Annotated in this window: 15 protein-coding genes; 8 read left to right on the top strand and 7 right to left on the bottom strand. The window is 56.0% G+C overall.

What is annotated here, in order from left to right; translation table 11 throughout:
• Window positions 1-6 precede the first annotated feature (6 nt).
• Window positions 7-2379: a 1-deoxy-D-xylulose-5-phosphate synthase N-terminal domain-containing protein gene (locus ABLN94_RS06260; RefSeq protein WP_352990492.1), complete on the top strand. Its 2373-nt coding sequence runs from the start codon at window positions 7-9 to the stop codon at window positions 2377-2379.
• Between the two features lie 92 nt (window positions 2380-2471).
• On the opposite strand, the gene ABLN94_RS06265 is transcribed toward ABLN94_RS06260, so the two are convergent.
• A complete protein-coding gene (locus ABLN94_RS06265; protein WP_352990495.1) occupies window positions 2472-2912 on the bottom strand; it encodes a hypothetical protein in 441 nt (146 codons plus the stop codon).
• A gap of 599 nt (window positions 2913-3511) precedes the next feature.
• On the opposite strand from ABLN94_RS06265, the gene ABLN94_RS06270 reads away from it, so the two are divergent.
• Window positions 3512-3730 carry a DDE-type integrase/transposase/recombinase gene (locus tag ABLN94_RS06270; RefSeq protein WP_417750506.1) on the top strand — a complete coding sequence of 73 codons (219 nt, stop codon included), beginning with the start codon at window positions 3512-3514 and terminating at the stop codon, window positions 3728-3730.
• Between the two features lie 292 nt (window positions 3731-4022).
• Here ABLN94_RS06270 and ABLN94_RS06275 read toward each other — a convergent pair whose 3' ends face one another.
• The 3 genes from ABLN94_RS06275 to ABLN94_RS06285 are packed head-to-tail and all read right to left on the bottom strand — an operon-like array spanning window position 4023 to window position 9186.
• On the bottom strand, window positions 4023-6491 hold the full coding sequence (locus ABLN94_RS06275) for a GcvT family protein (protein WP_352990498.1): 2469 nt from the start codon (window positions 6489-6491) through the stop codon (window positions 4023-4025).
• A gap of 12 nt (window positions 6492-6503) precedes the next feature.
• Window positions 6504-7679: a mandelate racemase/muconate lactonizing enzyme family protein gene (locus ABLN94_RS06280; RefSeq protein ID WP_352990501.1), complete on the bottom strand. Its 1176-nt coding sequence runs from the start codon at window positions 7677-7679 to the stop codon at window positions 6504-6506.
• The gene (locus tag ABLN94_RS06285) at window positions 7666-9186 is read right to left on the bottom strand and encodes a trimethylamine methyltransferase family protein (RefSeq protein WP_352990504.1); all 1521 of its coding nucleotides are present in this window, start codon (window positions 9184-9186) and stop codon (window positions 7666-7668) included. Before ABLN94_RS06285 ends, ABLN94_RS06280 begins: the two co-directional genes overlap by 14 nt.
• A gap of 91 nt (window positions 9187-9277) precedes the next feature.
• Here ABLN94_RS06285 and ABLN94_RS06290 point away from each other — a divergent pair, with 91 nt between their 5' ends.
• A complete protein-coding gene (locus ABLN94_RS06290) occupies window positions 9278-10186 on the top strand; it encodes a LysR substrate-binding domain-containing protein (protein WP_352990507.1) in 909 nt (302 codons plus the stop codon).
• A gap of 5 nt (window positions 10187-10191) precedes the next feature.
• Here ABLN94_RS06290 and ABLN94_RS06295 read toward each other — a convergent pair whose 3' ends face one another.
• Both ABLN94_RS06295 and ABLN94_RS06300 read right to left on the bottom strand, forming a co-directional pair.
• On the bottom strand, window positions 10192-11667 hold the full coding sequence (locus ABLN94_RS06295; RefSeq protein ID WP_352990510.1) for a M81 family metallopeptidase: 1476 nt from the start codon (window positions 11665-11667) through the stop codon (window positions 10192-10194).
• Window positions 11668-11748: 81 nt separating this feature from the next.
• Window positions 11749-13350 (bottom strand): ABC transporter substrate-binding protein, encoded by a 1602-nt coding sequence (locus ABLN94_RS06300; RefSeq protein WP_352990513.1) that lies wholly within the window; start codon window positions 13348-13350, stop codon window positions 11749-11751.
• A 121-nt stretch (window positions 13351-13471) separates the two neighbouring features.
• Between ABLN94_RS06300 and ABLN94_RS06305 the strand changes: the two genes are divergently transcribed.
• The 3 genes from ABLN94_RS06305 to ABLN94_RS06315 all read left to right on the top strand — a co-directional run bounded on the left by ABLN94_RS06305 (window position 13472) and on the right by ABLN94_RS06315 (window position 18201).
• Window positions 13472-14239: a helix-turn-helix domain-containing protein gene (locus ABLN94_RS06305; RefSeq protein WP_352990516.1), complete on the top strand. Its 768-nt coding sequence runs from the start codon at window positions 13472-13474 to the stop codon at window positions 14237-14239.
• Between the two features lie 928 nt (window positions 14240-15167).
• Window positions 15168-16895: a type I secretion system permease/ATPase gene (locus tag ABLN94_RS06310; RefSeq protein ID WP_417750507.1), complete on the top strand. Its 1728-nt coding sequence runs from the start codon at window positions 15168-15170 to the stop codon at window positions 16893-16895.
• The gene (locus tag ABLN94_RS06315; RefSeq protein ID WP_352990519.1) at window positions 16885-18201 is read left to right on the top strand and encodes an HlyD family type I secretion periplasmic adaptor subunit; all 1317 of its coding nucleotides are present in this window, start codon (window positions 16885-16887) and stop codon (window positions 18199-18201) included. Before ABLN94_RS06310 ends, ABLN94_RS06315 begins: the two co-directional genes overlap by 11 nt.
• A gap of 14 nt (window positions 18202-18215) precedes the next feature.
• Here the strand turns inward: ABLN94_RS06315 and ABLN94_RS06320 are convergent, their stop codons facing one another.
• The gene (locus ABLN94_RS06320; RefSeq protein ID WP_352990522.1) at window positions 18216-20255 is read right to left on the bottom strand and encodes a hcalcium-binding protein; all 2040 of its coding nucleotides are present in this window, start codon (window positions 20253-20255) and stop codon (window positions 18216-18218) included.
• A 156-nt stretch (window positions 20256-20411) separates the two neighbouring features.
• Between ABLN94_RS06320 and ABLN94_RS06325 the strand changes: the two genes are divergently transcribed.
• Both ABLN94_RS06325 and ABLN94_RS06330 read left to right on the top strand, forming a co-directional pair.
• Complete coding sequence (locus ABLN94_RS06325; RefSeq protein WP_352990525.1) at window positions 20412-24275, top strand: Ig-like domain-containing protein; 3864 nt, start codon at window positions 20412-20414, stop codon at window positions 24273-24275.
• Window positions 24276-24335: 60 nt separating this feature from the next.
• Complete coding sequence (locus tag ABLN94_RS06330) at window positions 24336-25154, top strand: SapC family protein (RefSeq protein WP_352990527.1); 819 nt, start codon at window positions 24336-24338, stop codon at window positions 25152-25154.
• The last annotated feature ends 85 nt before the right edge of the window (window positions 25155-25239 follow it).

Here is a 25239-nt window from a genome sequence, read left to right on the forward strand (position 1 = left end):
ACCAACATGCACATCGATCCCACCCAACTGAAGATCGTCGAACAGCGCCTGTTGTGGTTGTCTCATTGGATGATCCACCATGCCAACCATGTCCGACCAAAGGTGGATGGGATCAAAATCGGTGGCCATCAGGCTTCGTCTGCTTCGATGGTATCGATCATGACCGCGCTCTACTTCTCAGCCTTACGCCCTGAGGACCGGGTTGCAGTAAAACCGCATGCGTCGCCGGTGTTTCATGCGCTGCAGTATCTCATGGGAAATCAGACCCGCGAGAAGATGGAGAATTTCCGCGGATTTGGGGGTGTGCAAAGTTATCCCAGCCGGACGAAGGATATTGACGATGTTGATTTCTCGACCGGGTCTGTAGGTTTAGGTGTCGCGATCACCTCGTTTGCCTCGATTATTCAGGACTACATCAAGGCCAAAAGCTGGGGTTCAGACGCGCCAATGGGTCGTATGGTAGCCTTGGTAGGCGATGCCGAACTGGATGAAGGCAACGTCTATGAGGCATTACAAGAAGGCTGGAAAAACGACCTACGAAACACGTGGTGGATCATCGATTACAACCGACAGTCGCTGGACGGTATCGTCCGGGAAGGACTGTTTGAACGGATCGAGAAAATCTTCGATGCTTTCAGCTGGGATGTCGTTCGTGTGAAATACGGCGTCTTGCAACGCGCTGCCTTCGACGAGCCCGGCGGAGACCGCCTGCGTGATTGGATCGACGCTTGCCCCAACCAGGATTACTCCGCTTTGACTTTCATGGGTGGTGCGAATTGGCGACAGCGTCTCATGGACGATCTGGGGGATCAGGGGGATGTGACCGCCCTGATCGAACGGCGCACGGATGCAGAGCTCGCTGCCCTTATGGAGAACCTTGGCGGCAACTGCGTCGAGACCATGGCCCAGACATTTGCCGCCATCGATCATGATCGCCCAACGTGCTTCCTGGCCTACACCGTCAAAGGATGGGGCACCCCCATTGCAGGCCACAAGGACAATCACGGCGGGCTGATGAACAATAGCCAGTTTGCCGCGTGGCAGTCGCATATGGGTGTGCCAGAAGGCGAAGAATGGGAGCCATTTGCGACTGTGCAGGACCCAGAGAAGCTCAGGGATTTTCTTGTAAATACGCCTTTCTTTGCCAAAGGTCCGCGCCGCTATTTTGATGACAAGTTGGATGTGGCTCCAATCGGGATCGACACCAGTCGCGAAATCTCGACCCAGATGGCGTTTGGCAAGATCCTTGACGATCTATCAAAAGGCGATAGCCAATTAGCCGAGCGCATAATAACGACCTCCCCAGATGTGACAGGCACGACAAGCCTTGGTCCTTGGGTGAACAGGCGCAAGCTGTTTGCCCGATCCGAACAATCCGACGCCTTCATTGAGCACCGGATCCCATCAACCGCAAAATGGGAATTCACGCCGGAAGGGCAGCATATCGAGCTTGGTATCGCCGAAATGAATCTCATGTTGCTTCTGGGAGCGGCCGGTCTGTCGCATTCCCTGTTCGGTAAGCGGCTGATCCCAATTGGCACCGTCTATGATCCATTCGTCAGCCGCGGTCTCGATGCGCTAAACTACGCCTGTTATCAGGACGCGCGCTTCATGCTGGTTGGCACACCATCGGGCGTCACACTCGCACCCGAAGGTGGAGCACACCAATCCGTTGGAACACCGCTCATCGGGATGAGCCAAGACGGGCTGGCCGCTTTTGAACCCGCCTTTGCCGACGAGCTGGCCGTGATTATGGAATGGGTCTTCGACTACCTGCAGCGCGATGGTGAAGGGCAGCCCGACGAGCGCACGTGGCTGCGCGATGAAACCGGAGGGTCTGTCTACCTGCGCCTGACCACCAACCCGATTGAACAGCCTGGAATGCGTGTCGACGATGAGTTCCGCCAAGGCGCCATCGATGGGGCCTATTGGCTACGAAAACCCGGGCCCAATTGCGAAGTTGTAATTGCCTATCAAGGAGCAGTAGCGCCGGAGGCAATCAAGGCTGCCGGTATGATTGGTGAAGGCCGTCGCGACATAGGTGTATTGGCCGTGACATCCGCAGATCGCCTGAATGCTGGATGGACCGCCGCTCAACGAGCGCGTTCGCGCGGCAATCGAGCGGCACGCTCTCACATCGAAACCCTGATGTCCGACCTTCCGTCACACTGCAAGCTCGTCACCGTTATCGATGGTCATCCTGCAACTCTATCCTGGCTCGGGGCAGTGCTTGGACATCAGACTATCCCAATGGGTGTCGAGCATTTTGGTCAGACCGGAACAATCGGCGATCTATATCGCCACCACAGCATTGACGCAGACGCTATCCTAGAGAAAGTGAATGGCCTGACTCATGGCAAAGCTCTTCACCGTGCATAAGTGGGTTGGATCTGGGCAATAATGTAGAGAACAAACTAGCACTGAACATAGACCACGATAACTAGCGGACCATGTAGACAGTGCTCTGAGGTTCAATGAACCTGCCGAACCTGAACTTGGCTGGTTTGATTGGAGATGACGCCAAAGAAACAGGGCTCCTTTGACGAAAAATCAATGACTTGGCTCTCTGCACCGGTCTTCGGGAGGCAGGGGTCGGAGGTTCGAATCCTCTCACTCCGACGAATAAAATCAAGTATCAAACGCAGAGATATTTTGCCTATTGGCACACCTCCCTTTTTGAAAACCTTCAAACCCAGAAAGGCGTGGAAGAATCCGAATATACTGTTGCGCCAGTTCGCCAATCGGCCGGTGTCATAGGTATTACGTACGGCGATGGTCTCTGAGATCAACTCGAAAAAATAACGATCCTCTCCCAAACTAAGTACAAGGGCTTCGCCTGTAGTATCCCAATAGTGGCCACCGCCAGCATCGCTGGAGATAGGCGAGTAGGAATAGCGCTCGCGCTGAACCACACTAGCGGTTTGTTAGCCCTGCGGCATTTCAACGGTCAAATGTTAGGCAATAGTTCACCCTAACGACCGGAACGACTCAGAAGAAAAGCAGGGCGAGAAGAGCGGCAGCTAAATGAAAACGTTTCCTGCAGGCACCTTTGAGATGAGCAATCCGTCAAGCTGGCTCCGGCGAACGGGACCGGTTTGAAAATTAGAAGCTGTTTTGTCTTGGAAAGCAGACAGGAATGGATGCCTTTCAAAACTCCTGCGACGATACTTATTTTGAGTGATTCCCAGACTAAATAGGGCCGGGGAAAGATCATGCGTCTTCAAAAACCTTTGACTCGGCAGAAGAGGCATCCACTTGCTACGCCTCCATCTTCTCCAGAGTCTCCTTGGGATGTGTTGCACACATTTGGTTCCGAATAGACGAGAGTGCGGGTTGATCACGCCGCTTTGAACCGTTGGGTAACAAATTATTCGCCTTTTGTTTTTGACCGCGCCCAAGCCAGAAAACACCAGACACTGAAGTCTTGGCGGATGGACGAAACATACGTTTGAGTTCGCAGCAAATAGATGTGCCTCTTTCGGGCTTTATACAAGATCCTGAAGCTGCTTGCTTGTCTTGTCAAAGCACAAACTGTCAGGTCAAAATACCTAAAAACCTCGCGAAACAGGATCACAGGTTTTTTAAGCGACGCGTGACGCACATGCGCGGCTTCAAGGCGTTCCGATCTGCGGCGGCAGCACAGGATGGCATCGAAGTCGCCAACATGAACAGGAAGCATCAGTTCCCCTGCACAGAGGTGGCCGAGATAAGCAGTTCTCGCACCTCGTGAGATGAATTCGTCACAAGAACGATGACGGATTCTCCCGCAAGAAGTTTGCTAAACATCCGTTGACTGCACACCTGTTTCACCTGCCTGACCACGAGATTACGCCCGTATAATTTCGTGAGCGCCGTACCGCCGCCATGGACACGTGACGCAATAACGCTCGACTGAGAGCAACGTGTACATGGAATACGGGCCCAGGATTCTGGTCGCTTGGTTAACTTCATAGTGTCACGCAACCGTGCAAATTGAAGTGGTCGGGCGAGACCAACTCAGGGATGTAGACAAACATCCCCGTCTAGCCCCGCATGTTCGCTCCATTGGCGTCATAAAGAGGACCACCCAACACTTCGGCCTCGTAGAACTCACCCAGGATTTCCACCTGTAGTTTTGTTTCCGGCGCGGCGCATTCGGTGGCGACATAGCCCATCGCCATCGACTTGCCGACGCGGTGGCCGTAGCCGCCCGAGGAGACGTAGCCAACGGCTTCGCCGTCTTTCAGGATCGCCTCGTCGTTGGAAACGTCAATGCCGTCCACGTCGATGGTCATGGTGACCAGCTTGCGGGCGACACCTTCTTCCTTGAATTTCAGCGTGGCTTCCTTGCCCACAAAGTCCTTCTTCCAGTTGATGAAGACATCCATCCCGGATTCGACTGCATTGAAGTCTGGGCGGAAATCGGTGGTCCAGACACCCCAGCCTTTTTCAAGGCGCAGTGACATCAGTGCACGCGCGCCGTACCAGCGATAGCCCAGATCGGCCCCGGCCTCTTCGATCGCCTCGGCCAGACGCAGCAAGTATTGCGGGCGGCAGTAAATCTCAAAGCCCAACTCGCCTGAGAACGAGATGCGGTTTAGGATCACCGGCACGCCGCCGACGAAGGACTGGCGCAGATCGCGGAACTTCAGCGCATCGGCGCTGACATCGTCGCGGGTGATGCGGGCCAGCAGCTCACGCGATTTCGGCCCCGAAAGGGCGATGCCATGCCAGTCGTCTGAGACGTTGGCATAAGTCACATCCGCAGGCAGGTCCTTTTCGAACCAGCGGCGGTGCGCATCCTGCATCGCGCCCGAGCCGAACAGCATGAAGTGGTCATCGCCTAAGCACGCAACGGTCAGGTCACCATAGAGGCGGCCCTTTTCGGTCAGCATCGGCGTCAGCGCCAGACGGCCAGGTTTCGGGACGTATCCGGCCAGCGTCTTGTTGAGGTATTCACGCGCGCCCGCACCTTTGAATTCGTGCTTGGCAAAGTTGGCGATCTCGATGCCACCGACCGCCTCTTGCACGGCCTTGACCTCTCGGGCCACGTAGTCGTGTGAGCGGTTGCGCTCGAAGGTCGGCGTTTCATGCGCGTCTTCGGCGTTGTCGGCGAACCATAGAGCGTTTTCCAGCCCAAAACCCTGCCCCATCAGCGCACCCATTTCGACCAGACGATCATAAAGCGCTGTGGTTTTCTGCATCCGGCCCTTGGGCAGGGTTTCGTTCGGGAAAGTCATTACGAAGCGACGCTCGTAGTTTTCCGAGGACTTGATAGTGCCCCAGTCCGGCGTCGCGAACTCTCCAAACCGCGCCACGTCCATCGCCCAGACGTCGATCGAGGGCTCTCCGTCGATCATCCATTCGGCCATGGTCAGGCCTACTCCGCCGCCCTGGCAGAAGCCCGCCATGACACCCACGGCGACCCAGTAGTTTTTCATGCCCGGAACCGGACCGATCATCGGGTTTCCATCGGGGCCAAAGGTGAACGGCCCGTTGATCATATCTTTGATCCCTGCCTCACCAATTGTCGGGATACGCTCGAACGACATTTCCAGACGGTCAGCGATGCGGTCGAGATCGGGTTGCAGCAACTCATGCCCGAAATCCCAAGGCGTGCCGTCCACTTTCCACGGGGTCGACTTGGGCTCATAGGTGCCCAGCAGCATGCCCTGACGCTCCTGACGGAAATAAATGTTGGCCTCATAGTCGATTCCGGCAGGCAGGCGACCCGCTTCGCCCATGCTCTCCATACGTTCAGCAATCAGCGGGATTTTTTCGGTGATCAGATAGTGGTGCTCCATCGGTTGTACCGGCAGGTGGATGCCGGACATGTGGCCAACTTCACGTGCCCACAGGCCGCCGCAGTTCACCACCTGCTCGGCGTTGATCACGCCTTTGGGCGTGGTCAGATCCCAGCTGCCGTCAGGGCGCTGCTTCATGTCGGTCACGCCGCAATGGGTGAAGTATTGCGCGCCATGCACGCGGGCCGACTTGGCAAACGCATAGGTCGCGCCCGAGGGATCGAGGTCGCCGTCCTGCTCGTCCCAGAGGGCTGCGTAATAATGCTTCGGGTCGATCAGCGGGTGACGCTCGGCCAGTTCCTTGGGGCTGATGAACTCTTGATGCAGACCCATGTAGCGGGCTTTCGAGCGTTCACGCTTGAGGTAATCGTACCATTCTTTGGTCGAGGCCGCATAGAAACCGCCGGTGATGTGCAGGCCGACCGAGTGACCCGAGGTCTCTTCGATCTCTTTGTACAGATCAATGGTATAGCTCTGCAGGCGCGAGATGTTGGGGTCCGAGCTGATCGTGTGGATCTGACCGGCGGCGTGCCAGCTTGAACCCGAAGTCAGTTCATCACGCTCAAGCAGCACAACGTCTTTCCAGCCAAACTTGGCCAGGTGAAACAGGATCGAACAGCCAACAACGCCGCCACCGATGACAACAACCTTGGCGTGGGACGGGAGCTTTTTGCCAGACGTGCTTTCGTCTTTTTGAATCTCAGGCATGGGGTGTCCTTCTTAGTTCAGGGGCAACCGGCGGAAGCGGCCGGGCAGTGCAGGGTCATGGAAATGGTCCAACGGTCCGTTTTGGACCAGATGGTTGTGCCAATACGCAAGGGCGTCGCGATCCAGCGTCACGCCGAGGCCAGGGCCTTCGGGAACAGAGATCACGTTGTTTTTCTGACGGAAGGGCCCGCCTTCGATGACGTCGCCGATCTGCCAGCGAAACAGCGATTGCGATGGCTCGGAAATCCACGGCATGGCCGCAGACATGTGCAGGTATCCTGCCGTCGCGATCCCGGCATCGCCGGAATAGCACCAGAAGCCCACGCCCATCGCCTCACACGCGCCAATAAAGCGCACGGCGCGGGCAATCCCGCCCAGCACGGCAAAGTTGGTCACGATATAATCGGGCGCACCCAAGGCGACTGCCTTGCGAATATCCGGCACATGGGTCGAGATCGGGATGGTGAAATGTCGCCGCAGTTCGGCCATCTCTTCGTACGTGGCAACCGGGTCTTCGTAGTTTCGGATGTTATAAGGCTCGATCTCGCGGAAGACGCGCATAGCGGTAGGCAAGCTCCACTGCATGTTGCTGTCCAGACGGATCATCGCCTCACGCCCCAGACCTTCGCGCAGAGCTTTGACAGTATCGATCTCAAGCTCGGGGTTGCCAAGGATCAGCTTGCCTTCGAACATAGTGCTTCCATGCTCTTCGCGCATGCGGATACAGTATTCGGCCACGGCCTCGGGGCTCATCTCGCCGCCTTCGCGGAACCCGAAATATTCGGTGAATGGGATTTCCTTGCGCACCGCACCACCCAGCAGACGGTACAGAGGTTCATTCGCAACCTTGCCGCGCAGGTCCCACAGGGCAATCTCGATCGCACCAAAGGCTTTAACCACCGAACTGTCGTCGGTGTTCTGAACAATCTGCCACGGCGGGACGCACAAGCTCTCACAGCCCGCAACATCCAGCGGATCAGCACCAATTAAACGCTCACCCATCGCGCGGATCGAGTCCACAACATCAACCGACGGCGCCTCACCCAGCCCGACAAGTCCTTGATCGGTCTCGATCTCGATAATGGTTTTCGAGGTGCCCGGGTAATGCCCACCGGTCCACCACATCGGCTTTTCCAGCGGGATATTGACCGGGGTTGCCCGAAGACCGGTGATCTTAATACCAGGCATCGGGAATCTCCTCCTTGCGGCGGGCGACATAGGCGGCCAGCTCTTCCTTCTTGGCTTCATCCATCGCGGGCGGTTGATATTCGTTCAACATCTGGTTCCAGCGCTCATAAGCACGGCGGCGCATGTCCTTGGACCCACCCTCTTCCCAGCTTTCGACGTTCTCGCTGTCGCTGAGTTTCGGCTCATAGAATGCAGTTTGATAATTGCGCATGGTGTGGGCGCTGCCCAAGAAGTGGCCACCGGCCTCAACCTCTCCGTAGGCGTCGCGGGCTAAGGCCTCTTCGCTAGTGTCTAGACCCTGGCTCAGAACCTTTTGGTAGGATCCCAGACGATCGGCATCCATGATCAGCTTTTCAAAGCCGGTGCAGAGGCCACCTTCGAGCCAACCGGCTGAATGCAGCACAAAATTCGCCCCCGCAAGCATGGTTGAATGCATTGAATCCGCGGATTCATAAGCCGCCTGCGCGTCTTCGATCTTGGACGCGGTCAGCGAACCACCGCAACGCAACGGCAAACCGGCACGGCGGGCAAGCTGACCGATGGCATAGTTCGACATGACCGGTTCGGGCATGCCAAAGGTCGGCGCACCGGATTTCAGCGACATCGAAGACAGGAAGTTACCCAGAACGAACGGCGCACCGGGGCGCAGCAGTTGAACGTAGGCACAGACCATCATCGCCTCGGCCATGGCTTGGGCGACACTGGCTGCGGTGCTGACCGGACCCATGGCACCGGACAGGATGAATGGCACCACGATCAGGCCCTGCCCGCGTGCCGAATAGACGCGTGCCGACTCGGTGACCACCCGGTCCACCAGCAGTGGCGAGTTCGTGTTCACGTTGCCCATGATCACGCAATTGTCGTTCATGAAATCCGCACCAAAGACGATCTCGGCCATCTCGACGCTGTCCTGCGCGCGGCTCATCTCGGTAATCGCGCCCAGATGCGGTTTATCGCTAAGGGTCATATGCGCGAACATCATGTCCAGATGGCGTTTGCTGACCGGAACGTCACAGGGTTCGCAGGTGACAAAGCCGCCATGATGCAGGTTCGGATGCATATAAGTCAGCTTGACCAGTTTCTCGAATGACTCGATGTCGCCATAGCGTCGCCCGCCTTCCAGGTCGCGCACAAAAGGCGCGCCGTAGACCGGGGCAAAGACCTGATTGCCATCCCCGATCACCACCGAACGATCAGGGTTGCGCGCGACCTGTTTGAAGCTTTTGGGTGCCTTCGAACACAAATCGCGTATCCAATTAGCATCAGCGCGAACAATGTCGCCTTCAACTCGAGCGCCTTCACGGCGCCACAAGTCCAGTGCTTCGGGGTCGTCACGGAAGGCGATCCCTACATCCTCGAAAATCCAGTCGACCTGCGCCTCGAGGCGGGTCAAATCCTCTTCGTTCAGAACATCAAAATAGGCCAAGCTGCGCTGGATATAAGGGGATGCCGGAACCGAACCCTTTTCGGGACTGCGGGAACGAGATTGACGTGTGCGCCGAGCCATTTTGAGTCACTCCAATATTTCGCGTGATACTAGCCCTATGAAAAAGCGTTGTGACGCTTGAAAAATTGAATGCTTAGCATAAACACAGGTTATGCAAGATCTTTGGAAACAACTGGGCTCACCCCGTCATCTGGTCGTCTTCGAAGCCGCGGCGCGCCTACAGTCCTTTACGCGAGCGGCACAGGAGCTCAACGTACAGCAACCGGCGGTTAGTGCTTCGATCAAGCAACTGGAAACATCGCTTGGCGTGGTTCTCTTTCGGCGCAGCCATCGCCGCATCACTTTGACAAATGCGGGAAACCGTCTGTTTGCCGACGTTACCCGCGCATTTGAGATGCTGTCACATTCCGCCGCCTCGATCCGGCAGTTTGCCAGCAATGATCACGTCACGCTGAGCGCCTCTTCGGCGTTCAACAATTACTGGCTGATGCCCCGCATCGCGTCTTTTCAGCAAAATCACCCTGATATTGACCTGCGCCTGCAGTCCAGCGACCGCGAACCGGACCTGACTGTTGAAACCATCAGCCTTGCGGTACGGCTCGGCGATGGTAACTGGTCCGATTGCGAGGCAAAGTTGATTTCTGACGAGGTGATTTATCCCGTCGCTGCACCCCGCGTCATGGCTGCGGCAGTGAACCTGCGCAGTGTGCCGGGCCTGCTGAACCAACGTCTTATTCATCTGGAAGAACCCATCCGCGAGCGCCCTTCGTGGGATCAATGGTTCCGCGAGTTCGGCATCACCGAAGTCACGCCCCGCAGTGGTCTGCGCCTAAACGATTATGCCTTGGTTCTGCAGGCGGCAATGGCGGGTGAGGGCTTTGCCTTCGGCTGGCACCACATTGTCGATCCGTTGATTCAGCAGGGTTTGCTGGCCGCGCGGCCCGAATGGACTTGGAGAACCGGAAAGGGATTCTATCTGGTCTGGTCTAAAACTCGCCCTCTGACACCAGAGGCCGAGATTGTTCGCGATTGGATTCTCTCCGCTCGGATCGTCGAGTGAAACTGCTATCCGGCATCCGCAAGGCACTCATCCGCAAATGGCTGCGCAACCGCGGGCCAGAACGGTAGTTTTCGTTTGGTCAGTGCGAGGTCGCCAAACGCCGGCTGGGTTCCGCCGGGGCTGGCAACCTGAAGAATGTGATCCGAGATTTGGCTGAACGGGCCATAGAAATGGAACAGGGATTTCACCGCCACCACCGATTTTCCGGCCAGCCGGATACCGATCTGTTCGAAGGCTTCAGGGTGGTAAACCTGAACACGCAGATCGTTGACCAGAAGGTCTATCTCGCCTTCCAGGCGCAACCAGACAACGGTACCCATGGGTTCAAGACCGGTACCGAGATGCTGACCCAAGCCCGTTTCGATATTCATGACCCGTGCGGTCAAGTCGATTGGGTCCCCCGAAACCACCCCCGTTTTTCCACCAAGCCGAAGCGCCAACCTGCTGCCGATGCCCGCATCCTGACAAATGCGCACCACCCCGGGATCCCAGAACAGGCCGCTGGCAAAGTTCGTCATTCCGTGAGCCAGCATGGCTTGTAGTAAATGGGTGGCGTCGCCAGGGGCACCACCGCCGGAGTTGTCACCCATATCGGCAAGGACACACAGGCCGGACCGCGTGCCGACATGATCAAGCGCTTCAGGGATAGGGAGATATCGGGTGGTTACCTTTTCACGCAACTCAAAGAAACGCCGACCCAACTCCTCAGCCAGTTGTACGGCCAGTTGTGGTTGGTCATCCGTAATAACCAGCATTCGCGCTCCAACATCTTCGACATCTGCCCAGGGGAAACCATGACTCAATGAAACCGACAGCACGCCCGGTCTGTTCTGAACTGCGGCCATCTCGGACACAAACTCCTTCATCACTCCGGCTTTGGTCAGGTAGAGGTTCACCATACGGGTGTCATAAAATGCCATTTGTGGAGTGATCTCACCCGCATGTGAACGCCGTGCCAGCTCGAACAGCTCGACCGCACAGGCTGTTGCATCGTCATGCGGGTATTCCCTGAAATGCACGATCAGATCGCTGGCCTCCAGCATCTTCTCCGTCAGGTGAGAATGCAGGTCCAGCGAAACGCCAATCGTTGCGTCCGGGCACAGGGCGCGCGCGCGGGCCAGAATGTCGCCCTCGCAATCCTCGATTTGCTCGGCCACCATCGCGCCGTGAAGTTGCAGCAGAATGATATCCGCACCGCCACATTCTGCCAGATCAGAAAGAATCTCGTCGCTCAGCGCATCGTAACAACTGCGCGTGGTTGGCCCTGCGGGTTCGGCAATAGCGGTTAGGCTTTCGATGACCTGCCAACCCAATACGTTGGCTTTTTCGCGCCAGACGTGCAGCGCCTCGGTCATGAGGTTCGGCGGATCTTGGGTCGCTGTGCCATGGCGCAGGAAGTATTCCTCAAAACCCGACATTGCGGTCGGCATGGTGCAAAAGGTATTCGTCTCAGTCGACAAAGTTGCAATGAAGAGTTTCATAGAAGTCCCATCCCCGACACGTTAGAGGATGACTGCAAGAGCCATCCTCCTTTCTTCTGCGATGCTAACATATTAAAGCAGCTATTCCGCTTTCCACCAACGTTCCATAAAGCTGCTTCCATCCAGATCGAGATTCGAGCCGAATTTCTCGGGCGTGCCGACAGTTGGGCGCGTGGCGAAAACATAAGACGCAAACATCGGGATCGCGACACCGCCCTGATTGGCCACGATATCCTGCATCTCACCATACATCTGGCGACGCTTGTCGGTATCCAGTTCAGCCCGGGCCTCAACCAGAATCTTATCGAACTTCTCGTGCGACCAGAGAGATTCGTTCCAGGCGACACCGGATTGGAACGCCAGTGAGAACATAAGATCCTCGACCGGTCGTCCGGCCCAATAGCTGGCGCACCAAGGCTTTTTCGTCCAGACCTCGGACCAATAGCCATCATTTGGCTCACGTTTGACAGAAACGTTGATTCCACATTTCGCAGCCGAGTTCGATATCAGCGTCGCCGCGTCCACTGCGCCGGGGAAGGCGGCGTCAGATGACGAGAGTTCGACATCCAGCGAGTCCAACCCAGCCTGTTTCAGGAAGTACCTGGCCTTGTCCGGATCGAAAGTCTTTTGTTCCAACTCGGCATTGAAATACTTCTGACCGGACCCGATTGGATGGTCATTTCCGACCTCGCCGTAGCCCAGCAGAATCTTGTCGACCAGCTCCTGTCGATCGATACCCCATTTGATTGCCTGACGAATATTGTTGTCGTCAAACGGCGCGACATTGGTCAGCATCGGGAAGGAATAGTGCTGAGTACCTGTAACCGAATGCAGCGTGACGTTGGGGTCACGCGAGACAAATTTGGCCGTCTTGGGATCTACCTTGTCCGCAATGTCGACCGAACCCGCCGACAGCGCTGCCATACGTGCCGTTGTATCCAGCAGCACCAGAAGCTTCCACTCGTCGACATGCGCGACATCAGGATTCCAGTGATTTACGTGACGTATCAGATCCGCCGAGATGCCCGGCTGGAAATCCTTCAGCTGATAGGCCCCGCAGCCTATACCGGATTGCCAGTCAATGCTGTCACCCTCTGCCGGGAGAATGCCAAAACGGTAATCGCTGAGAATTGCCGGGAAATCCGCATTGCCGCCCTCAAGCTCAAAAACAATGGTTTGTGGCCCGTCTGCACGCAGTTCTTTTACGCCGGCCAGCAAAGGCGCCCCGGTCGAGGTTGACCCTTCGCCGCGGTGAAAATTGATCGAGGCAATCACGTCCTCGGCCGTCACCGTGCGGCCATTGTGAAACTCGACCCCGTCGCGCAACTCGAAGGTCCAGACCGATGCATCCGGCGACGCTTCCCAGGACTTCGCAAGCGATGGCTGCACGTTGCTGTCCGCGTCAATCGCGGTCAGGAAACCGTTCATGCCCAGGCTCAGCGGAATCAGGAAACCCGCTGAAATCTGCCCCGGATTGAGTTGCTCGGTTGTTCCGCCATGACCGATCCCGGCAATCATGCTGCCGCCCTTTTTGGGCGTCGCCGCGGTCGCCCGGTCCGCCAAAAGCGTCGCTGCACTGACGGTCATGCCGGTGGCCAGAACACCACGCATGAATTGACGGCGATCCACCTGACGCAATTGCAGGCGCTGTTCCATCCGCCGCACGTATTGAAACTTGTCCATTGTCTGACCTCCCCTGGGTGTCCTTCTGTTGCCCGCAAGATCACGCACCATTTCAGGCTTAACAATAACGCCACATTATGCTTTCTTTAGCGAGTTTATGCGACCAAAGGCTTAACCGCTTATGCACCAGGATTTAGCTGCAAACCTGCGCCACCTTTGTGCCGATTACCCGTCGGTGGCCGCCGTTTGCAGAGAGATTGGCATCAACCACCAGCAATTCGCCAAATACCTCAACGGCCGCAACATGCCCTCGCCCAACAACTTGCGTCGTATCAGCCGGTTCTTCGATGTGGCCGAGCATATCTTGCTGGGAGACCCCGCAGAGTTGCGTCGCCACACCACTCAGTTAGCGAAAACCGAGGCGGACCGACGGCGTGACCCCCTGATCGATGTGTTCCCAGGGGATCTGCAACGGCTGCGACCTTTTCTGGGATCTTATCAGGTGTTCTTTCGCGCCCCGAACGATCCGACCAAAGCCATCATCAACGTCGCCTTTTTGGATGAGCGGAACGGGACGGTCTACAGTAGGGTCGTCGAAGCGCTGAGCGAAGGGAAGTCATCGGCACGCCGTTGGACAAGATGTGATGGCAAAGCCGCATTCCGCGCAGGGCAGGTCTTTGTCGTCGATTCCGAGCGCGGCCCTGACGCGCCCCTAAGCCTGTACATTTTAAACAAGCCTCATCGCGACAAATCCAAGCTATTGTTCGGCACTATGTCTTATCTGGCTTCATTGTCTGGGCGAGCACCAACCTCTTCTCCTGTCGTTTGGAAAAGAGCTGAGAATTACCGCTCTGTTCGAGAGCTATTCTCGAAAAGCGGTATCGTCGATCTGCAAGGTACCAGAGTAGATCAGAAGATCCGCCAGCACCTCCTACGAGCGCTCGAATGAGCGCGTTTAACGTCGGGTGGAATGCAAAATCGCACTAAAATGGCTCTGTCGCCCCGATGTGACCCTTTCGGATCATCTGTGCAACTTCAAGCCCGTCCTATGTTACGGATGCGGATGCAATAGATTTGCAACCCAGCATCAATCGGATTCTCCGTTTGTTTAAACGATGATCTTGCTCACGGAAACTTGTTGGGAATATTCGCCTGACGATATCTGTGGAAACCGGGCAGCCGGTTTAGCTCAAATGCACGCGCAAAGAACTCGATCGCAACTTCACTTCAGGTGATGCGCCTTGTCGACAACCGGCGGTGCACTCCCGTGTTTGGTAGTGTCAAAATCTGCCACTGTTGATATTTATTACGGCACTAGTATGAGGACTTCACCTCAGACAGAGGGGGCGAATGTCTGCGACAGAGCCGTAAGCCTATGTATCGTTCCGCACGAATACTGAATTCGACATCAGGTGCAAAATCCCAAGCGATGCTTCGACTGTTTGGTAGGCCTTAAGGCCGACAACACGCGTTCAAACAGTCGCAGGCAGCACGTGGACCAGATCAAACGGGCCGAAGCGCCGACCTCCTCAACCAGTCTCAAACCAATCACCTGTTCAAATTTGCACAAAGCTCCATTCACCGGTTCCAGCAGGCAGACGAGGAACCATCTGCCATGCCTACACGACCGCTTGAATTCCGAATTGGCACGTTCATTTTCGAGCTTTTCGGCGGATTTCAGTTCGAGTTCGGCATGAATCGGCGCATACCCTTCAGCTTTTGGGTCGTTGATTGACGACCCAATACATTTCTTTAATCCACCAGTTCTCGCTTTTTTTGGCATTGCGGCATAGACTGAGAACGATCGCCCGGAAAGAGCAAAGTAGCCTCGCTATCAACAGTTACCAAAGGCCCTGCTCGTGAACACTGTAAACCGCATGATGCCGCCCCGCCATGAACTGCGTAAGGTGCGCAATCAAGGAATGACATTTCTGGCCCTTGCGTTCCTGTTCAGTGTCTTCGTCAACTTGTTGATGCTGACCGGGCCATTATTCATGCTGCAAGTCTATGACCGAGTGCTGAGTTCGCGGGCAGTTGAAACCCTGACCGCCCTGTTTTTGCTGGTCACGCTACTTTACGCATTGATGGCGATGCTGGACTATGCCCGTGGGCGCATCGTGGCTCGGTTTGGTGCCCGTTTCCAGTCGCAATTGGACGAGCGCGTGTTTGACGCAACACTGCGGCGGTCCCTGTTCCCGCAGGCTCGGTCCGCACCAGCAACTGGTTTGCGCGACTTGGAAGCAATACAAAATTTGTGTTCCTCACCGGTCTTACTGGCCGTCATGGACATTCCGTGGACACCGGTGTTTCTGGCAGCGATTTTTCTGTTCCACCCCATGCTTGGCTGGCTGGCAGTCGCGGGTGGAGCCCTGCTGATCCTGATCGCTCTGCTGAACCAAAGCTTGACGCATCGCAAGGTCGCATCAGCGCAACGGGCATCAGCCCAAGCCAATGCTTTTTCTGAACACGCCAGACAAGCTGCGGAAGTTGTGCGTTCCCAAGGAATGCAAGAAGACATCACCCATCGCTGGCAAAAGCAACGGACTAATGCTCTGAGCGAGACAATTGCCGCCAGTGATTGGACCGGCAGCTTTACTTCATTGACCAAGTCGCTGCGGTTGTTCCTGCAATCGGCGATGCTGGCTCTCGGCGCATGGCTGGTGCTTCGTAACGAGTTGACCCCTGGGGCGATGATTGCCGGGTCAATCTTGCTGGGTCGGGCGCTTGCGCCGGTTGAACAGGCTGTTGGCCAATGGGGAATGGTCCAACGCGCCCGAACGGCGTGGACATCGCTGAACCAATTTCTGGACGCTACGCCACCCGAAAACCCGCGCACTAAACTGCCTGTGCCCAAAGCGCAGCTGACGGCCAAGGGGCTGACCGTTATTCCGCCGGGCGCAGACAAACCAACGCTGCGCAACGTGACATTGCGCCTTGAGCCGGGCAAGGCCCTTGGTGTCATCGGTAAGAGTGGATCGGGAAAATCGACACTGGCCAAAGCGCTGTTGGGTTTGTGGCAACCAGCAGCCGGAGAAATCCGGCTGGCCGGCGCAACACTGGATCAATATGATCCGACCGACTTGGGCCAACATATCGGCTACCTGCCGCAAGAGGTCACCCTGTTCAATGGGACAGTGGCTGAAAACATTGCCCGTATGTCAGAACATCCCGACCCTGCGGCCGTTGTAGCGGCGGCAAAAAAAGCCAATGCGCATGAGTTGATCCTATCACTGAGCAAAGGCTACGACACGTTTCTGGAAGGCAATGACAGCCAGCTGTCTGGCGGCCAAAAGCAACGTATTGCCTTGGCTCGCGCGCTTTATGGCGACCCGGTTCTGCTGATTCTTGACGAACCAAACTCGGCTCTGGATGCCGAGGGGACCGAAGCGCTGAACGCGGCTGTTCGCGGGCTGAAGATGGCTGGCAAAGCGGCCATCATCATGACGCATCGCCCGCAAGCGATCTCGGAATGTGACGATCTGGCCGTGGTCGAAAAAGGACAGGTGGTGAAAACCGGAAGCCGAGATGAGGTGTTGGGCGCAATGGTTCAGAACGCCAGTGCAATCAAACGTGGCCTCAGTCAGGTGAAAAAAGATGCAGGATAAAGCGGATAAAAACACACGCCCGGTATGGCACATCACGATACCGGCATTCGTAGGCTTTCTGGCGCTGGCAATACTGGTCGGCGGGCTGGGTGTTTGGGCAGTTCAGACGCGATTGGCCGGAGCCATAATCTCGCAAGGTAACATCGAGGTCCAAAGCAATCGGCAAGTGATCGAACACCCCGATGGTGGTGTCGTTGGTGAGATTTTCGTCCGCGACGGCGATGCCGTATCTGATGGGGACTTGCTCGTGCGTCTGGACGATACCTTCCTGTCGTCGGAAAAGACCATCGTTGAATCTCAGCTTTTTGAATTGATGGCCCGCAAGATCCGACTTGAGGCCGAGCGTGACGGCGCTGATGTGGAAACGTTGGCACCCCAATTGGCCGCGCTTCGAGAGCAGGAAAACGTCGATCCCGAGCTGATCGCGGGCCAACAACGCCTGTTTGAAGCACGCCTGGAGACCTTGAACCAGAAAATTGAACAGTTGGGAAAACAACGCAACCAGATTGAGAGCGAAATTAAAGGCACCGATGCCCAGCTGGTATCTTATCGCCGTCAGGTCGATCTGATTCAGGATGAGTTGAAAGATCAGCAAAGCCTGTTTGACCGAGGCCTCGCCGCGGCCAGCCGCGTTTCTGCCCTGCAACGGGAAGAGGCCGACTTGACCGGCCAGATCGGACAGTTAGAGTCCACTGTTGCGCGCCTAACCGGCCAGATTGCCGCCACTGAAATCGAAATTGTCGAGCTTGCCGCCACACGGCGCGAGCAGGCAATCACCGAATTGCGGGATGTGCAGACACAAATTTCAGAACTGGCCGAACGTCGCTTGTCGCTGGATGTACGGCTTTCGCGACTGGATATTCGCGCGCCCGTAGCCGGAACGATTTACGGCAGTCAGGTCTTCGCGCTGCAATCAGTAATTCAGCCAGCAGAACCGATGATGTATATCGTGCCTCAGGACACACCCCTGTTGGTAGCGGCACGCGTGGACGCGATCCACGTGGATCAGTTGCATATCGGACAGCCCGTTTCCTTGCGCTTCCCCGCTTTCAACCAACGGGAAACGCCCGAAATTGAAGGCCGGGTCATCACTGTCTCGGCGGATACCTTCACTGACGAGGCCAGCGGGCAAACATTCTATCGTGCCGAGGTTATACCTGAAGAAAACCAGATCGAACGGCTGAACGGACAGCCCCTTTTGCCGGGCATGCCCGTGGAAACCATGATCAAGACTGACGAAAGAACTCCGTTGTCTTATCTGGTGAAGCCGTTGACCGATTACTTCAACAGGGCCTTCCGCGAATAGCCAGAGCGCCCGTTCTAGACCGGCTCCAAATTGCCAAGCAGGATCGACGTCATGTCAGTGGTGATGACGTTGTCCAGCGCCGTGACGTCAACGCCAGTCTCATAATTGACGTTTGCACTGGTGATGCCTGACAGGTCGGCGTCATCGTCCAGGAAAACCCATTCCGCATCATGCGCCGAGGGCAACCCGACGGCCACTTGTAGAATCACCAACGCGTCAAACGCAGTGACGGTTCCGTCCTGTGTAATATCTGCCGCAATCAGATTTTCGGGTGCCGCTGGTCCCCAGGTTGGGTCCAATCCGACCGAGATACGAAGAACCTGCAACGCATCCAGCGCAGTGATTTCCGAGCTGGCCGTGGAATATGTTTTGACGATGTCCAATTCGCCCGTAAACGACCCCGACGGCAAGCCCAGATCGAACCGCCCTTCATCATCTGCGCGCGCACTGATGGTGCCACCTCCATCCGGCGTGAACCGAATTTCTGCGTCGGACAATCCGGGATTGGCAGTCTCTGAGTTGACCATGATGTCGCCCTGAACCCCGTCTGAACTGGTTGGCTCCAGCACTCCGAAATCCTCAAAGTCGACGGGGATGTGATCGGGTCCGCCGAAACCTGCTCCGAACACATCTTCACTGGTCAACGGCCCACCGTTCTCGGAATTGATGACAATTACCTCATCACGGTATTCAATCTGTGCCCCTTGCGACGTGCCGATAAATGTCAGTTGTTCCGGCCAACGCAACAGTGGATAGTCGAACAAGTCCAACCTGTCAGTCCCGGCGACAAACCCATTTATTGTCGTCGTGTCACCGCCGTACTTCATGACAAAGATATCCGCTCCGGCCCCGCCGTGCATCGTAGTTGCACCAATACCGGCGATCAGAATGTCGTCACCGGCACCGCCCACAAGCGTAGATTCCAGCACATTTCCGCTGAGGATATCATCCTCTGCAGTTCCATTGACTGTACCGAATCCGTCTCGCACAACGCCCAAGTTTTCAATCGAAACCGTCAGTTGGGTCAGCCCCGCGTCCTGTTGCGAGGCGACCAGAATCTGCAATTCATCAGCAATACGCGCCACGCTCAGCGTTTCGACATTCCGCAGTCCGCTCGGTAGTGTGTCTTCGAAACTGTCCAAATGCACAAGCTGACCACCTGGGGTCAACTTGAACAGGGTTACACCGTCATCCCCGCCCCCGGCCACGACAAACACATGCCCGTCGGCCTCGACCACGGAAAGATCCTGCACCGTTTCAAACCGAGTATGCAGAGAATCCAAAACGTGGTCGGTCGGTATCAAACGCCCGTCAGCCACCAGCTCCATCACGCTTAACGAGTTGCTACCGGCCCCGGCCACAATAAACCATGACTGTCCATAGGCTTGAACGGCTTCAACCGCAGAAGGCGTCGCGATCCCCAGGGTTGCAAGCGCCTCGGAGTTATCCACGACACCCAGCGCACCAGTAGATTCATTGACAGTGTAAGTGTTTATAACCCCACTCGCTGCATTCACGGCGATAACATAGTGATGCGACCCGGATTGAACCACCTGCATCGAATCAGCCTCTGCTGTGACCGAGGTCGACGCGCTTAATGTTCCGTCGCCATTCAAGGTATAGCTGATGATTTGCCCGGTACCTTCATGCGCGATAGTGAGCACATCACCGATTTGAACAAGAGCAGAGATATCACCTCCGCCAACCAGAGTTCCGGTTTCCTGCAGAGGGCCCAAGGTTCCGTTTGGATTCAAGGCGTACCCAACCAGCTCCGTTGCCAAACGAACGTCGAGAACAAGCAAATCTTCCCCGGCCAGCGAGACCGGCGTACCGCTGCGACCGACCTGATGCGTGATCGTTCCGCCAAAATACTCGGTGTCCTGCAACTGCGGCAGAGCACCATCGACCAACTCCCAAACCGCAATTCCACCAGCAGGACCGGTCACGCTGTACAGATACGTGACGCCATTAAACGTTTTTAAAGCCGTATCGCCGATACCTGAATCGAGCGCTGCGCTCCCCGTTGCAACCACACCTTCGAACTGAAGCACCATATCCAATCACCCCACGCCACATCTGGCACCGACTAAAGGATGATCCGATGCCCAGTCTGAAACCAAAGCGGGAATGTGAAGAAACCGAGGAGTTCGGCTCCAGTTTAACTCAAATTTTTCTGGTCCGACCGCAGGAGCCACCGAAGGGAAAGAAAGATGAACCCAAACTGGATCCTTCAGGCTGATGCGGAAACCACATGTGAGGGCAAGATGACCAAAGAATCCAAAATCAATCCTGTTGATAACCAGCTTGATTTCGAACGTAAGCAAAACATCCGCCAGTGGATTGACAGCAAAATGCGCCGCTGGGTCGGACGCGGCCTCGCCGGTGGGCTCGGGTCAACTATTCTAGCTTTGCCAGCTTTGGCGCAGGCCACCATTGAAGAACTCTATGCGTTTCAGTTTGCGGAAACGATCCCCGGCGTCCGATCTGTCAAACTGTTGGACAATGGCGATGTTCTTTTGAAACTGGCTGACGGCCGCAAAATGATTGTCGCAGCTGAAAATGTGCAAGTGCTGGATAGCGGCGCCATCATGATCGCCGAAGGAGTCGTTTCCGAAATCGCTCAGTTCAGCCTAGCTGAAGTAGGCGGTGCCGCCGTCGCTGGAGGCCTCAGTGGAACCACGGCCGCTTTGGGGGGGCTTGGTCTGGCTGGGGCTGCAGCAGCGGCAGGCGGCGGCGGTGGTGGTGGTGGTGGGGATGACGAACCAGCACCCGCGCTCACGCCCAGCCACACCGTACTCAATCTGGCAGGTACACAGTCCGACGCACTTGGCAGCAACCGCCTGAACCTGACCGCACCAGACGGTACGGACACGGTCGAAGTTTCCATCGGCTCACTCACCAAAACCGTGACGCCCGCAGCCGACGGGAGTTGGGTCGTATCGCTTACCCCAGCCGAGGCCGCGGCGATTCCGCAAGGAGTTCAGAGAGTAACGTTCCAAAACCTCGACAGTGATGGGATGGAATTGTCGACCGAGACAGTCACATTTGATGTGGACACGATCCCGCCTACCCTAGCGATATCTGGGTTCTCGGACGGTGCGGTTATGAACGTGTCCGAACAGGCGACCGATCTGACCGTTACCGGGACAACCAATGCAGAAAACGGCCAAACGGTCACCGTCGCACTCAACGGGCAAAACTATACTGGGACCGTTGCAGGCGGACAATGGAGTGTCTCGGTCCCTGCCGAGGACCTAGCCGCCTTGCCGGATGGCACGACTATAGCAGTCACTGCTGACGTCACCGATCGGGCAGGCAACCCGGCATCGCAAGCGGATTCCAGCTTTGAAACGGATTTTACCGCCCCAACAATCTCGCTGGCCCCGGTCGCCGGTGGCTCTATTGAATTGATCGACGTGGCCACTGACCTCACTCTTACAGGGTCAACTTCAGCAGCAGATGGTCAGCCGATTACAGTTACTTTTGCCGGTCAAACCTATGCGGGCACGGCGTCTGGTGGGGTTTGGAGCGTGACAGTTCCAGTCGCCGATCTTGGTGGACTGTCAACAGGAGTTCCCATCGCCGTCACTGCCACGGTCAGCGATGCAGCGGGCAACGTCTCAGTTCCTGCCTCGGCATCAGTGTCTGTCGACTTGACCGGCCCCTCCGTTGCCATCTCTCCGTTATCCGTAGGTGCAGTATTGAATGCTGCAGAAGCAGGATCGGATCTGACGATCTCTGGCACGACCAGCAATGTCGAGGATGGCCAGCAGGTCACGATTTCCTTGAACGGCCAAACCTATACGGGCACAGTCTCCGGCGGTGGTTGGAGCGTGACAGTTCCTGCGGTCGACCTGGGGACCCTTGCCGATGGCGGGAGTTTTACGATCACCGCAGATGTTACGGACCTCAATGGGTTGGTCGCACCGCAGGCAAGCGTGGCTTTAGCTAAAGATGCAACCGCGCCAACTTTGTCAATCGACTCATTCTCGGATGGGTCAATTCTGAACGCAGCCGAAAGGGGAACAAATCTGACAATCACCGGCGCGACTTCCGCCGAAGACGGGCAGATGGTGAATGTTACATTGAATGGTCTGAATTATACCGGGGCAGCCTCAGGCGGTACATGGTCTGTTACCGTTCCTGCGGCAGACCTAGCGGCTCTTTTCGATGGCACCACCGTACCAGTCACCGCGGATGTGCTCGACGCAGCTGGCAACCCGGCCATTCAAGCCAACGCTAGTTTCGCCACGGATTTCACGGCACCTACTGTAAACATAAGCAGCCTCTCGGATGGCGCGATTATGAACGCCATGGAACAAGGTACAGACTTGACGGTAACAGGTACCTCCGACGCTGCCGACGGCGCAATTGTCACGGTTGTAGTCTCCCGTCCAGACGGGACGGTCGATGTCAGCGGCACCGCAACAGTAAACAGCGGCAGTTGGAGCTATACGGCCTCAGCCTCAGATTTGAGCTCTTTGCAGGACGGCATCTCGTATGATGTGGACGCATCCGTCGCCGATGCAGCAGGCAACACCTCGGGCGATACCAAAAACTTTGCAACGGACTTCACCGCTCCGACTGTTACACTTGATCCCCTTCCGGTTGGGAATGAACTGGACGTGACTGAACAGGGCAGCGACCTTATCATATCGGGGACCAGCAGCGCCGAAGATGGTCAGAGCGTCTCTGTTACGCTGAACGGTCAAACATACAACGGCATGGTTTCCAGCGGTATTTGGTCCGCAACGGTTCCCACGGCCGACTTGGCGGCCCTCTCGGACAGCACAGGCTACCCCATCACTGCAAGCGTAGCGGATCAGGCAGGAAACGCCGCCACTCCGTCAACGACTACCTTGACCACGGATTTGCGACCTATTCTGACCATTGACCCGGTTGGTTCCAATGGCGCAGTTTCGCTGACCGACGCGCAAAACTCCGGAGTGACCGTTTCTGGATCATCAGTCGGGCTGAGTGCTGGTCAGTCTGTAGATGTTACATTGAACAGTGTGTCGGTCGGCTCAGCATCGGTCGGCGCCGATGGCTCCTGGTCGCTCACCGTTCCTGCTTCGGACTTCTCGGGTTTTGATGCCGGCGATGATCTGAATTTTTCGGCAGGTGCGACAGTTTCGGGCGGGCCGGACCCCCTGAACGCAGTTGACGACAACACAGCGCACGAACCTGCTGCCTATGTCATCACGCAAGCTGGCATCAGTGGGAACACCGTAACCTTTGAAGTCTACGCTAACGCGGACCGGGATTTCTCGGGCGGAGTTTCTGTGCAAATGGATCTGGGATTTAACCCGTCCGTTGTGTCTTTCGACACTGCCCAAAGCGGAATCTCTACTCTGCTAGCCAACCCAATCAGCGCTTCGTTGGTCCGCATAGGAAGTTTCGGACCGCCTCTCGCTGATGCAAGCCAACCAATGTTGACGTTCGACATGACCGTCATCGACCCAAGTAAACCCATTGAGTTGTCGATCACGACTTCTGACGGCGGGCCATCGGTCTTCCAGATCGGTACCAACGGTGACGATACACTTGTTGCAACCGAGGTGGATAATGTCATTCGCGGCCAAGACGGCGATGACGCGATTGATGTTTCGAATGCTGGGCGCGACATCATCGTTTTTGAGGCCGACCCAGCCGCGAATGGTGTAGATACGGTGACGGGTTTCACTCTCGGATCTTCGGTCGATATTGCCGATGCTCTGATGTTCAGCGGTCTGAGTATTGGAACCCTGCGCGGAGATGGAACGGATTTCGAAACTCTGGAGGTTGGCGAAACGGCTGGAGCAGACATTGGTGTCGTTGGTCTGACAACGGTTTTGAACGATCTGAACGAAAACACGATCGAAACCGCCGTCGAAAGCTTTACCGGACTTCAGACCGGCGACGAGATCTATGTAATGGCAACGGATGGGTCAGACAGCGTTCTGGTCAAAGTCGGGTATTCAGCTCCTAGTTCTGCTGCCGTCGAAACAATTGCTCGATTCAACGGATTGGATGACCTGAGTAATCTGAGCGCAGACAACTTCTTGCATACCGATCCCACCGGGGCATCAGCCTGATAACCAAATTGGCTGTCGGCCTCAGGAGTCGACAGCCCACTACAATTTATTGGGGCACCAATGGCGCAGAACGGCCTTGTTCCAGTTACTGTTGCTCGGCATGGGCACAGGTTTTGGAAACGTTTCACCTCTTATAGTTTCGCAGCCACTCGCACTGACTGTGCAGTTGTTCTACAAGAACTCCCACAAGCCGCTGCAGCTTTTCCGATCGTATTCAAGAATACAAACCAGGGCATTGAACCACGGGCAATTCTATCCCTTTCGGACAGTTCGAGCACTCCTTTCGTCTCGCCAGACGGCCTGTGGTTGGCATCTTATGTACCTTCGGATCTGCGATGTTACCCTTTTCAAGCTGAATTCATCAGCAATGAAACCGCAGATCAGACCCCACTTTTTCGGCTGAGTGTGGATGAAGCATCTGGGTTAATAAGCAACAATCCCAGGGACGAGGCGTTTTTTAGCCACAATGGAACGCTTTCATCTGCACTGGATGACGTGAGGAGCTTTTTGCAAGCCCGCGAAGCGTCCAAGCAAGCAACGCTGGAACTTTGTCGACAAATCGAAGCATTGGGCCTGTTTGAACCAATGAGTTCTCATAATGGGATCGCTCTGCCGCAGGGAACGCTTGGCGTTTCCACGCTTCGAACAAAAAACTTGCCCGTATCCGAGAAACTAAAACTGCTCGAGTCCGGTAGTTTTTTTTTGGTTCACGCGCATCACATCTCGCTTTCACATTGCGAATGGCTGAATCGAGTGCAGCAACAGATTGTTCAAGCCAATTACCTGGAGAAATACACCAAAAATTCAGATGTTTCCGGTTTTCTCTGTGCAATGGCCAATGCGCGGAATGATGAAATTCTCGGAATAAGTGGGGTGTGAAACACCTATGCCAATAAGCAGTCGTAGACTCAAAATTGTATGTTTACTCTTTCTTGCCGCGCTGACTTCGGCCTGCACGGCTCCA

The sequence above is a fragment of the Ruegeria sp. SCP11 genome (assembly GCF_040329455.1).
In the GTDB taxonomy this organism is placed as follows: domain Bacteria; phylum Pseudomonadota; class Alphaproteobacteria; order Rhodobacterales; family Rhodobacteraceae; genus Ruegeria; species Ruegeria atlantica_E.

Coding starts and splice junctions, on each gene's coding strand:
- ABLN94_RS06325 (WP_352990525.1), top strand. CDS start 20,412: ATGAACCCAAACTGGATCCTTCAGGCTGATGCGGAAACCACATGTGAG.
- ABLN94_RS06300 (WP_352990513.1), bottom strand. CDS start 13,350: ATGGACAAGTTTCAATACGTGCGGCGGATGGAACAGCGCCTGCAATTG.
- ABLN94_RS06330 (WP_352990527.1), top strand. CDS start 24,336: ATGGCGCAGAACGGCCTTGTTCCAGTTACTGTTGCTCGGCATGGGCAC.
- ABLN94_RS06285 (WP_352990504.1), bottom strand. CDS start 9,186: ATGGCTCGGCGCACACGTCAATCTCGTTCCCGCAGTCCCGAAAAGGGT.
- ABLN94_RS06310 (WP_417750507.1), top strand. CDS start 15,168: ATGATGCCGCCCCGCCATGAACTGCGTAAGGTGCGCAATCAAGGAATG.
- ABLN94_RS06315 (WP_352990519.1), top strand. CDS start 16,885: ATGCAGGATAAAGCGGATAAAAACACACGCCCGGTATGGCACATCACG.
- ABLN94_RS06275 (WP_352990498.1), bottom strand. CDS start 6,491: ATGCCTGAGATTCAAAAAGACGAAAGCACGTCTGGCAAAAAGCTCCCG.
- ABLN94_RS06295 (WP_352990510.1), bottom strand. CDS start 11,667: ATGAAACTCTTCATTGCAACTTTGTCGACTGAGACGAATACCTTTTGC.
- ABLN94_RS06260 (WP_352990492.1), top strand. CDS start 7: ATGCACATCGATCCCACCCAACTGAAGATCGTCGAACAGCGCCTGTTG.
- ABLN94_RS06320 (WP_352990522.1), bottom strand. CDS start 20,255: ATGGTGCTTCAGTTCGAAGGTGTGGTTGCAACGGGGAGCGCAGCGCTC.
- ABLN94_RS06305 (WP_352990516.1), top strand. CDS start 13,472: ATGCACCAGGATTTAGCTGCAAACCTGCGCCACCTTTGTGCCGATTAC.
- ABLN94_RS06290 (WP_352990507.1), top strand. CDS start 9,278: ATGCAAGATCTTTGGAAACAACTGGGCTCACCCCGTCATCTGGTCGTC.
- ABLN94_RS06280 (WP_352990501.1), bottom strand. CDS start 7,679: ATGCCTGGTATTAAGATCACCGGTCTTCGGGCAACCCCGGTCAATATC.